This window comes from Pseudoalteromonas sp. APC 3495, from assembly GCF_030407645.1.
GTDB classification, from domain to species: domain Bacteria; phylum Pseudomonadota; class Gammaproteobacteria; order Enterobacterales; family Alteromonadaceae; genus Pseudoalteromonas; species Pseudoalteromonas tetraodonis.
This window is the reverse complement of record NZ_JASDDA010000029.1, coordinates 1-15,664: the sequence shown is the minus strand read 5'-3', so window position 1 is coordinate 15,664 and position 15,664 is coordinate 1. Positions and strand designations below refer to the sequence as shown.

Below are 15,664 nucleotides of genomic sequence, written 5' to 3'. Positions count from 1 at the left end.
TTATTTAAGTCAATTTTAGGCTGAGAAGATAGCTAAATTATGCGCTCAAATCGTTTGTTAATGGTCATGTTACTCGTGCTTGTGCACAGCTTTATAAGTTGTGATGGCGCTGCATACCATTTACAAGAAGACGTTGAGCATGTAAGTAACGCATTATCACAAAACACTATAACCGCTGATAATGACCAAGGACAAAGCGATAATCAGCCACCGGTTGAGATTCATGCACACCAACATTGTCACTGTGGCTATTACAGCACACTTAGTCACGCTATTATTCCTCAACAAAGTAAACCCTCAGTACTTGTGTATTACCATGGTTTAAATTATCCACCTGATGTACCCCCACCGAATTCATTTAGCTAGTTTTTAATTTAATTTAATTTCAATTAATTATTGTGCTTTTAGCTGCCTGCGCGTAAGCGTTCTATGGGCTGATATAGGCATGTTTAAATTGCTAACTATTTTACACTGTCGCTATTTTTAGCGTAGGTTGTCAATGGTTTGCAAGTGAACTCTGTTTATTAAAAAACGGACAAGCTATATGAATAAAAAACCAATTATGCTGGTGGTGATGCTGTGCGCGCTACCTGCTTTTAGTGCGTTTGCAAATGTTAAAACGTTAACCCTAAAACAAGCGTTGATAAATACCGAGCAACAAAATCCGCTATTAAAGCGCTATCCTTATCATCAAAAAATACTCAGCGCGCTTAAATCTCAAGCGGCGCTTTCGCCTAATCCTGTCTTAAATGTAGAAGCCGAAAACCTATTAGGAACTAACGATGCGCGTGGTGTGCAAGGGGCTGAAATAACCTTGTCATTTAGCCAGCTTATAGAGCTTGGAGATAAACGCCAAAGCCGTATAAATTACGCAACGGCGAACATTAAAGCCCAAGCAATACAATATCAAAATACTCGGTTAGCTTTATTAGCAACCACTGGTGAGCGATATTACGAGGCGCTTAAATTTCAAACCTTACTTACGCTTAACAGCGAACGACAACACGTGGTGAGCCAAGCTCTCAAAGCAATAAAGCAACGGGCTAACGCTGGCGCTGTATCGCAAGCCGATGTAACCCGTATGCGTTATGCGTTATGCGCTAAGCCAAGTTGAGCTTGAGAAAGCTAAGCTAAATAGCGAATTTGAGCGAGCGCGTTTATCGCTCAATGAGCTGTGGAATGAGCAACATGACTACACGAATTTCGCAGGAAATATGGCTACCTTAATACCGCTTAAATCTGAGCAAGCGTTACTCAATGCAGTTAACCAAGCGCCTGAGTTTGCCATGTTGCAGCAACAATACTTACAGCAAGCGGCCAACTTAACGCTGCAAAAAGCTAACGGGCAAAGCGACATTAATGTAGGTGCGGGCCTGCGCTACAATCAGCAAAGCGATACCAGTTCGTTGCTGTTTTCGTTTTCTATGCCATTGCAATTGAGTAACCCAAATAGCGGTAATTTTGAAGCGGCTAACAGTCAGTTGGCATTGTTACGTGAGCAGCAAGGGCAATTACGGGTTCAGTTACGCCAACAAGTTCGTACCTTGTACGCCTATTACCAAGGCAAAACGTTACAGGCGCAGTTGCTATCAGAGCAGGTTATTCCACAAGCCCAAACACTCATTGAGCAAAGTTTAAAAAGCTATCAACGCGGACAAATTTCGGTGTTGCAATTGCTCGATGCTCAACAAGCTCTATTTGACTCTAAACGCGCACTTATCAATACCTATGCAGCGCTATATCAAACGCACCTTACTCTTGAGCGTTTAACTGGCCAATCTTTAACTGGGACTTTTCAATCATGAACAACACGTTTATCGCACTATTAATATTTCTTTCGTTTACAACGAGCGTTATAAGTACACATGTATTTGCCTCAGCAGAGCATGGGCAAATGCAGCAATCCCAAAAACAAGGTGCCCATGGCGGCTTTTTATTAACTAACGCAAAGCTCACTCTTGAGTTAAAGCTGCGAGAATTGGCAGGTAAAGTTGAGCTGCGCGTATATGGTTATGAGCAAAATCAGCCGATAGATATAAACGATTTAAGCATCGAAATGAACTTAAAACGATTAGTAGAAGCGCCGCAAAAAATACAATTTACGCGTGAGAATGAGTACCTTGTTAGCACGCAACCCATAAATGAGCCACATTCGTTTTCGCTTTTCATTACTGCCAATTATAAAGGTGAACACGTTAGTTTTGAGTACACCCAACACGAAGGCCGCACTGTGCTTAGTGAGCGAGCGATTAAAGGTGCGGGTATTGAAACGCAGATAGCAAAAAGTGGCGAAGTTGATATTTCCGACACGCTGTTTGGTGTTATTGCACCGACACAGCACGGCACAGTAGAAGTGATGGCGCCATATACCGGATTGATCAGCGATATTTTTGTCAGCATTGGTCAAACGGTTCAAAAAGGTGAGGTACTGGCCAGTGTCACCAACCGTGAAACATTACAAAACTACAGTATTAAAAGCCCCATTAGCGGTGTGGTAACCGAGCAATATTTAAAGCGTGGCGAACTGGCAAGTACTCGCGCGCTTATGCAAGTCGTGAACCTTGATAAAGTATGGGTTGAGCTCTCAGCCTTTCCTGAAAACATCGAAAACCTAGCCATTGGTCAAAGTGCCACGGTGTACGATTTACATCACCATTTAAATGCCCAAGGTAAGGTGTTTTTTATAGCGCCTATGATGACCGGCGGGCACATTGCACGTGCCCGTATAGCACTTAATAACCCTGATGGTCATTGGCGTCCGGGCATGCATGTTAATACTGATGTCAGTATCGATAAGGTTAATGCTAACGTGCGTGTAAAGCCTGAGGCTATTCAAGAGTTTAACGGCATGGCGAGTGTGTTTGTGCGTAAAAATAATGTGTTTGAAGTACGCCCGGTTACTTTAGGCGCAAAAAATAGCGAGTGGGTTGAAGTCATCGCAGGTTTAAGCCCAGGTAGCGAGTACGTCACTGCCAATAGCTATGTGATCAAAGCCGATATTTTAAAAAGCGGCGCAAGTCACGCTCACTAGGAGGTACCATGATTAACTGGATTGTTTCTTTTGCGGTTAAACGCCGCATGATGGTGCTTGCGCTAACATTTTTATTTGCTGGGTTTGGTGTGTATAACATCCAAAACTTAGCGGTAGATGCTGTCCCCGATATTACCAATGTACAAGTGCAAATTAATTCTAAAGCGCCTGGTTTTACCCCGCTTGAAGTTGAGCAGCGCATCACTTACTTAGTCGAAACGGCGATGGCGGGTATTCCTAAGCTTGATTACACCCGTTCGCTTTCTCGCTATGGGCTTTCTCAAGTAACTGTTATTTTTGATGAAGGCACCGATATTTATTGGGCGCGTCAGCAAATTGGTGAACGTATTCAAAGTATTCGCGCCGATTTACCTAATAATATTGAGCCAAACCTTGGACCTATTGCCAGTGGTTTAGGTGAAATATTTACCTATAGCGTGCATGCAAAACCCGATGCGTTAAAAAGTGATGGTACGGCGTATAACGCCGAAGACTTACGTACTTTGCAAGACTGGGTTATTCGTCCGCAGCTTTTAAAAGTAAAAGGCGTAACCGAAATAAACAGCCAAGGTGGCTTTGAGCGCCAGTACCAGGTTGGGCCCATGCCAGAAAAGCTCATCGCTTATAAGCTAACAATCAAGGATGTGATTAGTGCGCTTGAGCTTAATAACAGCAACCGTGGCGCTGGTTATATAGAGCGCTTTGACGGCCAATATTTAGTGCGCTCGCCTGGGCAATTAAAAACCTTAGCCGATATAGCAAACACCGTTATCGCCAAGCGTGATGATGCTCCTGTGCGAATTAAAGACGTGGCAAATGTGTATTTAGGAAAAGAGCTCAGAACCGGCGCGGCTACCTATAATGGCGAAGAAACCGTACTAGGCACGGCAATGATGCTAATAGGTGAAAACAGCCGTGTGGTCGCCAAAGCCATGGCTGATAAGTTGATAGAGGTACAAAAAAGCTTACCTGCAGGGGTTATCGTTGAGCCTGTCTATGACCGTACCAACCTGGTTGATAAAACCATTGCCACAGTTCAAAAAAATCTGTTTGAAGGGGCGGTATTAGTTATCGTCATTTTACTGTTATTGCTCGGGAACATCACTGGTGCGCTTATTACCGCCATGGTTATTCCGCTGAGTATGCTATTTGCTATTACTGGTATGGTGGGCAATCGAGTCTCGGGTAACTTAATGAGCTTAGGCGCAATCGATTTTGGATTAATTGTAGATGGCGCGGTGATTGTGGTTGAAAACTGCCTTCGTCAATTAGGGATGGCTCAACATAAACATGGGCGCTTACTTACACTCAGTGAGCGTTTAAAGGTTGTCACTTCAGCCACCAAAGAAGTGTTTAGCCCCGCCGTATTTGGTATTTTAATTATTATGTTGGTGTATTTACCGCTATTTGCGCTCAGTGGTGTTGAGGGCAAAATGTTTCAGCCTATGGCGTTTACTGTTGTTGCTGCGTTAATAGGTGCACTTATTTTTGCTGTTACCTTTGTGCCGGCGGCAATTGCCGTATTTGTGCGTGGTAAAGTAGATGAAAGCGAAAATGCAGTAATGCATGGTGTTAAAAAAATCTACAAGCCACTGCTTAACTTATCGCTTAAATTACCGTGGGTGATGGTGAGCATTGCCACGGTTTTAGTACTAGTACTTGGCTTTAAAGTTAAAAATATGGGCGCCGAATTTTTACCCCAGCTAGATGAAGGTGATATTGCAATGCATGCGCTGCGTATTACTGGCACCGGTATTGAACAATCGGTGCAAATGCAAAAGCAGTTGGAGCAGGCTTTATTAGCACAACCCGAAATTGCGAACGTATTTTCGAAGATTGGTACTGCGGATGTAGCCAGCGATCCTATGCCGCCAAATGTTGCCGACACCTTTTTAATGTTAAAGCCGTCCGAGCAATGGCCAAACCCATCACTGAGTAAAGACGCGTTAGTGCAGCAAATTCGTCATCGCGTGAATGAGGTACCGGGTAATAACTATGAATTTACCCAGCCTATAGAAATGCGCTTTAACGAGTTAATTGCTGGTGTGCGTGCCGATGTAGCGCTGCGTATTTATGGTGACGATTTAGCCATACTTAAGCAGTTTGGCGAAAAAGCCACTGGTTTAATGCGAAATATTACCGGTGCTACTGATGTTCGTTTAGAACAAATACAGGGGCTGCCTACACTTTCTGTTACTCCAATGCGAGACCAAATGGCGTTATTAGGATTAACTGTAAACGACATTCAACAAACGCTTGCCGCTGCCGTTGGTGGGGTGCAAACAGGGCTCATTTATGAGGGCGATAAGCGCTTTTCGTTACTAGTACGCTTAGATAAGCGTTGGTCTGATGATGTCTCTGCGCTTGCGCGTTTACCTATTGCATTACCTCAAAGTAGTAACCCTGAGCTTGCATTTGTACCGCTTGGAGAAGTGGCTACAATCAGCATTGAAAAAGGGCCGAATCAAATAAACCGCGAAAGTGGTAAGCGTAATGTGGTAGTAACGGCCAATGTAGCGGGGCGCGATTTAGCAAGCTTTGTCAGTGATGCCCAAGCGAAAATGAACGCACAACTTAACCTACCTAGCGGTTACTGGCTTGAATACGGCGGTACGTTTGAGCAATTACAATCGGCGAGTAAACGTTTGTCGTTGGTTGTGCCTGTGACTTTATTGCTTATTTTTGGCTTACTTTATAGTGCTTTTGGCTCGCTGCGTGATTCACTCATTATATTCAGCGGTGTACCTCTGGCACTGACCGGTGGGGTATTGGCGTTATTGCTACGAGATATGCCGCTTTCTATTTCAGCGGGTGTGGGTTTTATTGCCCTAAGTGGTGTTGCGGTATTAAACGGTGTAGTGATGTTGTCGTTTATTAAGCAGTTACGAAACGAAGGGTTAAGTTTATACCATGCAATACACAGCGGCGCATTACAGCGATTACGCCCCGTGCTGATGACCGCGCTTGTGGCAAGTTTAGGCTTTATACCTATGGCGCTCAATACCGGTACCGGCTCTGAGGTGCAAAGGCCATTAGCAACCGTGGTTGTAGGCGGTATTATGTCATCTACCTTACTAACGCTATTAATTTTGCCAGCACTTTATAAGTTAGTGCATACAAAATTTAAAAAGCCGCAAACAGCTTAACTAATTACCAATTAGGTAATAACGTAAAAAGCAGCTGAAGTGTCAGCTGCTTTTTCGTTGTTATTAAGTAAAGCGTGCAGTTTAATTATATTGAAACAGGTTATCCCAGCGTTCATCTAATATGGCTTTTGCGTGCTCTAGATTTATCGCGTTATATAGGGTGTTTGTGCAGGTTACTAAATGCATACGTTCAAGTTTTTCAAGCGCATCACTAATTTCAAAATCTAGCTCGCATTGATACTTAGTTTTAAACCACGTCTCTATTTGCTCATCAAGCGCGTGTGCGCTTAAGCCATTTTTAGATTTTAGTAAAAACGTATACGCAAGCAGGGCTTCTTTAATGTCTTCTTCTTCGGCAGCGTCTATCAGAGTGTGGAATACACCGGCGTTGTTATCTAGGTTTTTAAAGTAGAGATTATCGCTCAACGCTTTCATAAATTTAATTTTGCGGTTTTTAAATTTACTCCACTCTTTAAAAACAAAACTACCAAATACCCCAATACCAATCGCTAACGTAATAAAGTGCTGCTGAGTCATGGTAACGGCTTCATCTCTAAACCCTCCCCAAAATGCAAACAAAGCAAACAATAAAAGTAATGAGGCGCCCAGTTTGGTAACTAACACCACCGCACCGCCAATAAGTGCAGATGAGCCAATAATAATTTTATCAATCGGGCGCATCCGCACTTCGCTATTAGGAAATAGCATTTCTAAGTCAGCTTTTGGCACATTTTGAAATAGTTTTACTATGGTAGAACTTGGCTCAAACCCCATAGGTAGTTTATTTTTTGATTCAAAATAGGCTTTATCTTTAAAGCGAATAAATACCGCTACGCGGTCGTAGTTGGTAAAATGCAGTGGCTTTTTACGTAACCCCCAAAAGCTGGTTATGGTTTCGGTGAGTTGCGATTCGCCTCTGCGATAAAAGACCACTTCTTCAAAGTCGTCAAACTCTACCTCTAGGCGTACCTTAAAAAGCGATTCTTCGTTGAGTGCATCTTGTAGGTCTTCATTGGTAATCACTTCAAAATTAGCCGCATTTAATACGTTGGCAAAATCTTTAGCAAAATCGCGTTGGCACTGGGCTTTTTGCTCCTTCGAGACAGGAGCTAACGAGCGAGTGTCGCTATTAGGATCAAACGGTGCGTAATTGTTTTTTAGTGACTCAAGGGTTGAGTGGTAATTATAATGAATCAGGCTGGCGAGCACGTCGCAAAACTGTTTGAAAGAGGTTTGTTGTGCACTATCGGCAAGCTCTTGGCTGCACATGCCTATGATATCTTGCTTTCTAAAAGGAATAAAACGCGCAGTTTGCATAATTAATAATTGTCAGAAAAGTATAATGGCATTGAGCAATAATAAAGTACTCTGGGAAGTATTACTATTTTGCCAATGTTAAATCTATAAATAATAAGGCGTTATATTTTCAGGTTAGATTAACCTAACTGTGCGATGATGCCAGTACCCGCTAAAAATATTAATCTCAGTAGTTAAAAGGATGTTTAATGGCTATACAAAAAAAGCTCAAGCAAAAAACACGTCAGTTTATTGAGTCTAAAAATATGCTCAGCGGTATTACGTTTGCCTCATTTTTAGAATCCACCATAGTGCCCATTCCACTTGAAGCAGTACTGGTGCCATTAATGCAGGCAAGGCGTGAAAAACTGTGGCAAATTGCCCTTATGGCCACAATCGGCTGTGTTATTGGGGCGTTGTTTGGTTATGCGTTGGGTTATTATTTATTTGATGTAGTGGGCGATTGGATCATTAATACCTTTTCTAGTCCTGAACAGTTTGAAAACGTTAAGCAAAAAATGCAGGCACAAGGTTTTTGGTTTGTATTAAGCTTAGGTATTGTGCCTATTCCGTTTCAAATTGCGATGTTGGCCGCTGGTGCAACTAAGTATTCGCTGGCACTGTTTTTAGTGGCATCTGCGATTGCGCGCTCTATACGCTATTTTGGATTAGCGTTAGTGGTATATTATGCAGGCAATCAAGCTGAGCGACTTATCAGTAAACATAAAACTAAAACCATGATTGGGTTAACTATTTTAGTTGCTATTGGCTGGGTTGTTAGCACACTAATATAAATCAATCCGTTTTATAATTTGTGGTATAGTTTTTAATAGTAATTATAAAAATAATGTAAATATCGCCTATGATGAACCCGGAAAAAGTGAGTTTAAAGTTAAGCCATTTTGTTAAAATTACCAGATTAAATAAGCTGTTAATTTTGATGACGCTGGCGTTTATTATCGCTTTCTCAATTTTTTCGTTGATGTACTTTCCCCGATTAGACATAACCCAAAACCTCTATGGCTTTACCACTGACTTTATTAATTTAGTGGTGATTTTTGCTATTTTTTTTGTAGTGCAATGTTCACGGTTAGCTAAAAAAGCCTATTTATACGTCAGTATCGGTTTAATGCTATGGATTGTAGGCTCTACTGCCGATGTGCTCGATGAAGTGATACGTCAGCCTTTTTGGATAAGCAATTACGTAGAAGACTTATGTCGCACATTAGGTATGCTAATTACCGCTTATGGTTTATTTAAAACCATGCACTTTATGCAGCGAATGCACAACCGGTTAGCGCAAGAGTTTATTATGGATGATTTAACCAAAGTGTATAACCGTCGCTGCTTTTATCAGCATGTGAAGGGGGTTGTTAATAATCCTTACACTGTTTTAATTATAGATCTCGACCACTTTAAACGTATTAATGACGATTATGGCCACGATGTGGGCGATAAGGTGCTTAAACAGTTTGCTGATAAAGTGAACCGTCTTTTTAAAGATGAAAATATTTTTGCTCGTATAGGTGGTGAGGAGTTTGCCGCTTACCTGCCTAGTTATGAGCTTGATGAAGTACTTAACTTTTCGCAGACTATTCTAGAGACGGCTCGTACTATTACAGTACAAAATCAGCGTTCTTTAACGGTCAGTATCGGTATTGCACATCGTACAAGCGACCAGACCTTTGATAATGTAATGAAACGTGCTGATCAAGCATTATACCGCGCTAAAAAAGCAGGCCGTGATCGCCTTGAGGTTGCTTAACCATCGTAATTTTATGGTATAAGCTTTGTTTGTAATTTTTTTGGGTACTTGTTTTGTAAAATAAAAAAGGGACTGTATGGATGAGTTAATCGGATTAGCAATCATTATATCTATTGCGATTGTTGCAGGAGGCGTATGTGGTTTAGTTGCCTTAGTGCAATTAAACGGCTTAAAACAAGAGATTGCAGTATTAAAATTCAAGCTATCACAGTATGAGTTAAACCCAAATACAGTCCCTAGCAAATCCCCTGTAAACACACAACCAGATAACGCAAAACCTTTAAACCGCGCAGACATTCCTGCCTCTGATTATAGACCTGCGAGCATTAAACATACGCCACTACCTAAAGTAGCAATTAAAAAGCCATCGAGTATTGAACTGCTTTTTAAACAATTACGTGCAGGCTTTGAACAAAACTGGATGACTTGGATTGGTGCTATTGCTTTGGCTTTAGGTGGCGTGTTTTTAGCCAAATACAGTTTAGAGGCGGGGTTACTTTCACCTGCAATGAGGCTCAGTGCCGGTGGATTATTTGGCATTGGCTTAATCGCAGCAGCGTATTATTTACATTATAAACGTATCGTTTTTGAAGGCTTTAATAATTACATTCCTGCAGCCCTTGCCAGTGGCGGCTTTATGACTTGCTTTGCCTTAATGTTTTTGGCCTATAACAGCTTTACCATGCTAAGTGCTGAGTGGGCATTTATTGGCTTAGCAGTGATTGCTCTTTGCGCCAGTGCAATGGCGATTAAGTTAGGTCCTTTACTTGCTGTAATTGGCATTATAGGCGCATACAGTGTTCCTATTTGGGTAAATACGGGCAGTGGTCAGTTATTTTCTTTACTTATTTATGTTGCCCTTGTGAGTGTTGCCGCAGCGGTTGTGGCACATAAAGTACAGCGAGTGTGGTTGTGGTATTTACTATGGGTAGGGCATATAGGCTGGTACTTGGTTGGACTCACTCTATTTAACTACGACACAGTGTGGTTAATAGGCGCTTATGCGTTACTAAGTATTTTAGGCTTAATAGCTATTGCACGTTTAGGTTTGGGCTTTAATACCCTTGAAGTGCGCCCGCACAGCTTCAAACGATTAGTTAACTTATTTCCAGATCACGGATTATTACTGGCCTTTATGGCGCCTTTAATGATTGCCATGCTATTGAGTTTGTTTAATTTACAATGGCAAATCGTGGCGTTGTTAAGCATCGCTTTGTTACTATTTTTAGTGTTAAAAAATAGCCGTTGGGATGCATGGCAAGGGGTTTCTTTAGTGATTGCGCTGTTACTAGTGATCAGTGCTAAACAAACTTATGCCTTTGATGATGCGTTATTTATTTTTAAAAACGAATATGGGCTAGGCTTATTACTTGCTCTGGGGTTAAGTGGCTATGGACTCTATTTTGGTAATAAATACCCAAAACGATTAGCTTTTCATTTGCTTGCTTCATTAAGTGTGTTTGCATTAGTTGGCACTTTGTATGCGATGATCCCAAATACGGCTTTAGCAACCGCTTATCCACTTTGGGCGGTATTGTTATGTTTAATGAGTGCGGTGTTAATTAAATTTACGCAAAATAATACAACCTTATGGCAGCGTTTTAGTTATTGGGTGGGAGCAAACGCCAATATCACTTTAGCAATTACTATGCTACTGAGCGATAGCGGCCTTACCATTGCACTGGCTGTTCAAGTATTACTGCTGAGCTTATTAATAAAAAAATACAGTGTGGCTATGCCACACTGGCCAATAAAAGCCCTTGTGGCGGCATTACTTTTACGCCTTACCTTATCGCCGTGGACGCCTAGTTATGATGATCTAACTATCTTTGGTTTGCATTGGAGCTTAGTTGTTTACCCGCTGTGTATTGGGTTATTTTTTGCAGCGGCTAAATGTTTTAATACTTCAAAACTAAAAATATGGTTAGAGGGGGCGGCACTGCATTGTTTAGCGTTATTTGTGACAACCGAAACCAGTTATCAACTGGTAGGGCACTACCCTCAGTTGTTTTCTTTAAGTTTTTATGAGCAAGTTTTGCTCAGCTGTAACTTGCTTGCTTTAGGCTGCGTTTATTTATATCGCGCGCAAAGTGCAGGGCAGCTGGGTAAGTTATACCGCACTGCAGGTTTGATTTTATCAGCGTTAGCTGGCTTGTTATTAATCAATACAACGCTGGATAATAATCCGTTATTAATGCGTCTTTATGTTGCTGAAACGCCAATATTTAACTGGGTGATTTTAATTTGGTTGGTACCGAGCCTACTGGCGTTATGGTTAGCGAGTTTAGTTAAATCGTTAAATGCTAAATTGAGTCAAATTACACTCGGAGTGTCTGGTTTATTAGCCCTGTTAGCTATCAATACCTTGATCCGCCAATATTGGCAAGGTGGCTTTATTTATCTTGATAAAGCAACCAGTGACGCCGAACTATATAGCTATTCGGTTATTTGGTTGTTACTCGGCGCACTGGTCGTGATAGCCGGGCATTTAAAACAGCAACGGTTACTGCAAAATGTTGGTCTTGGTATTCTTGGCGCTGTAATTGTTAAGGTATTTTTAATTGATATGGCAAACTTAACGGGACTTCTAAAAGCATTATCGTTTATTGGCTTAGGGCTGTCGCTGGTAGGGCTAAGTTGGTTGTTCCAAAAAATCAGAAAGCGCAGTCATAGTTAAGTTTAAGCCCAGTACTTACTGGGCTTAAACTCTTATTAATCGTCAAGTACTGTGATTCAGCAGTGCTTTAAGTTTGCCTGGTTTTACTGGCTTACTCAGGTAATGAATATTTTCGGCTTTGGTGGTTTGTTTTAGCTCGGTGTCACGCACAGCGGTAATTAAAATAGCCGGAATATCGCTTTGCCAAATCTCGCGTAGCGCTTTAATTAATGTAATCCCATCCCAATCATTACCTAATTGATAGTCCATTAAAATAACATCAGGTGCCCTCTGTTCTTTTGCATAAGTTAACACCGCGTCTACTTTATCGAATAGGGTGTAATTTGCCTGCCAGCGCTTCATTAGGCTGGCCATGGCGGCAAGGTTTTCAGGATCGTCGTCAACGGCAATAATATTTATCGCGGCGCGGTTGTCGACTATATTTTGACTGGTTTGTTTTTGCTGTACTAATTGCGTATCACCATAAGGCACTTCAATGCTAAATCGGCTGCCTTTATTAGGTAATGAAACCACATCAATCGGCAGGCTCAATAAATCAGCCATACGTTTAACCACCCCTAAACCTAAGCCAACGCCTTTATTATCGCCCGCTTCAATTCGGTAAAAGTCGTTAAATATTTTTGCTTGTTCAATATCGCTAATGCCAGGGCCGGTATCCCATACTTCAATCCGTAAACTGTGTTTTCTGTTTCTGCAGGCAATTAACACTCGGCCATTTTCGGTGTATTTAATTGCATTAGACAGCAAGTTTTGTAGTATTCGACGCAAGTAAGTAATGTCGCTGTGTACTATTTGTTTATTTGAACGCACTTTAAATGAAAGCCCTTTATCGCTCGATAAAATCGCATATTCGCTTTTAAGGGGGTCTAAAATATCATCAATGCAAAAGTGACGAGGATTTGGGGTCATCGCCCCTTGCTCTAGCTTGGCAATTTCTAATAAAGCCGACATTAAATGCACGGTGGAATCGAGGCTATCACCTAGCTTATTAAAGTTATTTTTATTGGTGCTATCTAACTGAGTTTCATCAATGGCGGCGAGATATAATCGTGCCGCATTGAGCGGCTGTAAAATATCATGGCTAGCCAGTGCTAAAAAGCGGGTTTTACTATCATTCGCCTGTTCTGCTTCGCGTTTGGCTAAAGTAAGTGCTTGCTCTGTTTGTACGCGACTATCGATTTGTGCTTGCAGGTTACTATTAATGGTTTGCACCTCTTGGGTACGCGCTTCAATACGGTTTTCTAAGTCCATATTGATTTCTTCGAGCGCATTTTGCGTACTAATATGATTGGTAATATCAGAAAAGCTTGTTACAAACCCCCCATCAGGCAATGGGTTGCCTATCATTTCGTAAACTTGGCCATTACGACGATGGCGAATAAAGTGATGTGAACTGCCATTTTTTAAATGCTGAACACGCTTATCAACATGGCGCTCGATTTCACCGGGGCCGCATTCACCGCGCTCTGCGTTATAACGGATTATTTCTTCAATTGGCTGGCCAACTTGTAAAAAACCTTCAGGGTAATTAAACATTTCGCTGTAGCGCTTATTCCAAGCAACGAGGTTGAGATCTTTATCTACCACAGAGAGTCCGTGGCTTAAGTTTTCTAGTGAAGTAAATAATAAGTTTTGATTAAACTGCAGTGCCTGTGTGGTTTCATCAAAAAAGTTTACTACTTCTTCAAACGCCATGCGTTTCCCAGATGATACTGTATGAATAAGTGCTTGCGCAGAGGAAGCACCCAATACACCAGTTAGTGCGCGTTCGCAGTAGGCAATAAAATCAGCGCGAGGGTGTGCGTTGTTGTCGTTTAAATCATGATGAAGTGCGTAATGCGATAAAATTTGTTGGCTACGCTGAATGCCTAAAAAGGTTTGCAGTAAAATTTTAAAGTCGTATACCGTGGCTTTTACGTTTTTATTTAAGCGACGAGATAAAATGGCCTGATCTTTGGGATTAACAAATGCTGCCGCTTGAATTTTATCAATTAAGCGCTCTTCAGCTCCCAAGGAAAAGCTAATATAACAGCCAATATTAGCAAACAACGCAATTAAGGTGCCTCTAGTTATAAGCGTTTGCTGTAGCTCACTGTCTAGTGGGTTAGGGGCTTCTAAAATAGGTAGCATCAAAAATAGCACCCAACAAATGACTCCTGCGAGTAGCCCGGCATAAACACCATAAGCATGGCCTTTTCGCCAATATAACCCACCCACAATAGCAGGCAATAATTGCGACACCAATGAGAAAGCCACTAACCCCATACTGGCCAGCGCACTGCCACTACCAAACCATTGCTGATAGAAGTAGGCTAAAATAAGCACCCCAGCAATGGTAAAGCGGCGCACCAATAAAATGCGGGATTTATAGCTGCTGGTGATTAAATTACGTTTAAATTTACGACGCAACATTAAGGGTAGCACCACGTCGTTGGAGATCATGGTGCTTAGCGTAAGCGTTGCAACAACAATCATGGCTGTGGCAGCAGAAAGCCCACCTATAAACACAAAGGTGGTTAAAAAAGCGTTATCGTGCAGCATAGGCAGTGCCAGTACAAAGCTGTCAGGTGATAAACTACGACCAATTTCTGGATGAATAGCAGCGGTGGCTATAGGTAAAATCATTGCAGCGGTCAATAACAAGTACAATGGAAAAGCCCAGCGAGCAGTAAATAAATGGCGCTTATCTTGGTTATCAACCACGGTGACATGAAATTGCCGTGGCAAACAAATAATAGCGGCCGCCGCCATCAGCGACTGACCTACAAAGTTAAAGCTAAAAAAGTCAAACTGCGCCCAATGCAGCCAAATTGACTCGGCGACTTGGCCAGAACTTTCTGCGGGTAAATTAAATAAGCTATATATTGCAAGCCCTGCTACAGCAGCCAGAGCAAACAGCTTTATTAGCGACTCAAACGCAACAGCGAGCATTAAACCTGAACGGTATTCGGTTACATCAACTTTGCGCGTACCAAAAAATATAGCAAATAGCGCCATCATTAACGTGGCCGATAGCGCTAAAATATCCCCTGATATCTGATTGCTGTTTTGTAGGAGTAAAAAGCTAGAGCTGAGTGCTTTTAATTGCAATGCAATGTACGGAATGGTGGCCAATAAGGCGATTATTGTCACCATAATGGCGGTGGTTTGACGCTTACCATAGCGGGCTGAAATAAAGTCGGCAATAGTGGTGATATTTTGTTTTTTACTCACCAGTACCAGTTTACGTAAAAAGCCTTGACCGAAAAAAAACAATAAAGCGGGGCCTAACAATATAGGTAAAAAACTCCAGCTGCTGGTCGCTGCTGTGCCTACTGAGCCGTAGTAAGTCCATGAAGTGCAATAAATACCTAGTGCAAATGAATACACAAACGGGTGATGACTAATACGCTTGGCAAGTGGCGTGGTTTTATCCCCCCAATTAGCCAGCCAAAACAGCACGCCTATGTAGCCAAAGGCAACAATGAGTAGTACAGCCGTCATGTTTATTTAACCTTGTAGAATATTTTTATAATTTGCCATAACTATACCCAAACTATTTCAAGATGCGAGCGTCAGTTGGCGTTTGAGGTAGTTTGGGTTTTTACAATACTTGGTTGCGGGTTAAATAGGGGGGTATACATTTTATTTATATTATCTATAAATAAAATAAAGCATTGATTTTTAATGATTTATTTTATTTATAGATAATATAAATAAAATAAAGCATTGATTTTTAATGATTTATTTTAAATTGGTTATTTAGTTAG

Annotated in this window: 8 protein-coding genes and 1 pseudogene; 7 read left to right on the top strand and 2 right to left on the bottom strand. The window is 41.6% G+C overall.

Annotated features, from left to right (window positions below):
* The first annotated feature begins 39 nt into the window (after positions 1–39).
* From QL984_RS12280 to QL984_RS12260, 4 genes and pseudogenes are all read left to right on the top strand, one after another.
* Positions 40–366 (top strand): hypothetical protein, encoded by a 327-nt coding sequence (locus QL984_RS12280; RefSeq protein WP_013465764.1) that lies wholly within the window; start codon positions 40–42, stop codon positions 364–366.
* Positions 367–544: 178 nt separating this feature from the next.
* Positions 545–1,805: pseudogene (locus tag QL984_RS18480) on the top strand (TolC family protein).
* Complete coding sequence (locus QL984_RS12265) at positions 1,802–3,031, top strand: efflux RND transporter periplasmic adaptor subunit (protein ID WP_290172825.1); 1,230 nt, start codon at positions 1,802–1,804, stop codon at positions 3,029–3,031. Before QL984_RS18480 ends, QL984_RS12265 begins: the two are co-directional and overlap by 4 nt.
* An 8-nt stretch (positions 3,032–3,039) precedes the next feature.
* Entirely contained in the window at positions 3,040–6,177 is a 3,138-nt protein-coding gene (locus tag QL984_RS12260; RefSeq protein ID WP_290172824.1) for a CusA/CzcA family heavy metal efflux RND transporter, read from the top strand.
* Between the two features lie 81 nt (positions 6,178–6,258).
* Here QL984_RS12260 and QL984_RS12255 read toward each other — a convergent pair whose 3' ends face one another.
* Positions 6,259–7,494, bottom strand: coding sequence for a TMEM143 family protein (locus tag QL984_RS12255; RefSeq protein WP_013465759.1), 1,236 nt, complete (start codon positions 7,492–7,494; stop codon positions 6,259–6,261).
* Between the two features lie 188 nt (positions 7,495–7,682).
* On the opposite strand from QL984_RS12255, the gene QL984_RS12250 reads away from it, so the two are divergent.
* The 3 genes from QL984_RS12250 to QL984_RS12240 all read left to right on the top strand — a co-directional run bounded on the left by QL984_RS12250 (position 7,683) and on the right by QL984_RS12240 (position 11,915).
* Positions 7,683–8,267, top strand: coding sequence for a VTT domain-containing protein (locus QL984_RS12250; protein ID WP_013465758.1), 585 nt, complete (start codon positions 7,683–7,685; stop codon positions 8,265–8,267).
* 71 nt (positions 8,268–8,338) lie between these two features.
* Positions 8,339–9,238, top strand: a complete 900-nt coding sequence (locus QL984_RS12245) for a GGDEF domain-containing protein (RefSeq protein WP_024602348.1) — start codon at positions 8,339–8,341, stop codon at positions 9,236–9,238.
* Positions 9,239–9,314: 76 nt separating this feature from the next.
* On the top strand, positions 9,315–11,915 hold the full coding sequence (locus QL984_RS12240; RefSeq protein ID WP_290172823.1) for a DUF2339 domain-containing protein: 2,601 nt from the start codon (positions 9,315–9,317) through the stop codon (positions 11,913–11,915).
* A 42-nt stretch (positions 11,916–11,957) separates the two neighbouring features.
* Here QL984_RS12240 and QL984_RS12235 read toward each other — a convergent pair whose 3' ends face one another.
* Positions 11,958–15,398 carry a PAS-domain containing protein gene (locus tag QL984_RS12235; RefSeq protein WP_036956595.1) on the bottom strand — a complete coding sequence of 1,147 codons (3,441 nt, stop codon included), beginning with the start codon at positions 15,396–15,398 and terminating at the stop codon, positions 11,958–11,960.
* Positions 15,399–15,664: the final 266 nt, after the last annotated feature.

Excerpts from the sequence above, each read along its gene's own strand:
- QL984_RS12260 (WP_290172824.1), top strand. The coding sequence starts at position 3,040 with ATGATTAACTGGATTGTTTCTTTTGCGGTTAAACGCCGCATGATGGTG.
- QL984_RS12280 (WP_013465764.1), top strand. The coding sequence starts at position 40 with ATGCGCTCAAATCGTTTGTTAATGGTCATGTTACTCGTGCTTGTGCAC.
- QL984_RS12255 (WP_013465759.1), bottom strand. The coding sequence starts at position 7,494 with ATGCAAACTGCGCGTTTTATTCCTTTTAGAAAGCAAGATATCATAGGC.
- QL984_RS12245 (WP_024602348.1), top strand. The coding sequence starts at position 8,339 with ATGAACCCGGAAAAAGTGAGTTTAAAGTTAAGCCATTTTGTTAAAATT.
- QL984_RS12240 (WP_290172823.1), top strand. The coding sequence starts at position 9,315 with ATGGATGAGTTAATCGGATTAGCAATCATTATATCTATTGCGATTGTT.
- QL984_RS12235 (WP_036956595.1), bottom strand. The coding sequence starts at position 15,398 with ATGACGGCTGTACTACTCATTGTTGCCTTTGGCTACATAGGCGTGCTG.
- QL984_RS12250 (WP_013465758.1), top strand. The coding sequence starts at position 7,683 with ATGGCTATACAAAAAAAGCTCAAGCAAAAAACACGTCAGTTTATTGAG.
- QL984_RS12265 (WP_290172825.1), top strand. The coding sequence starts at position 1,802 with ATGAACAACACGTTTATCGCACTATTAATATTTCTTTCGTTTACAACG.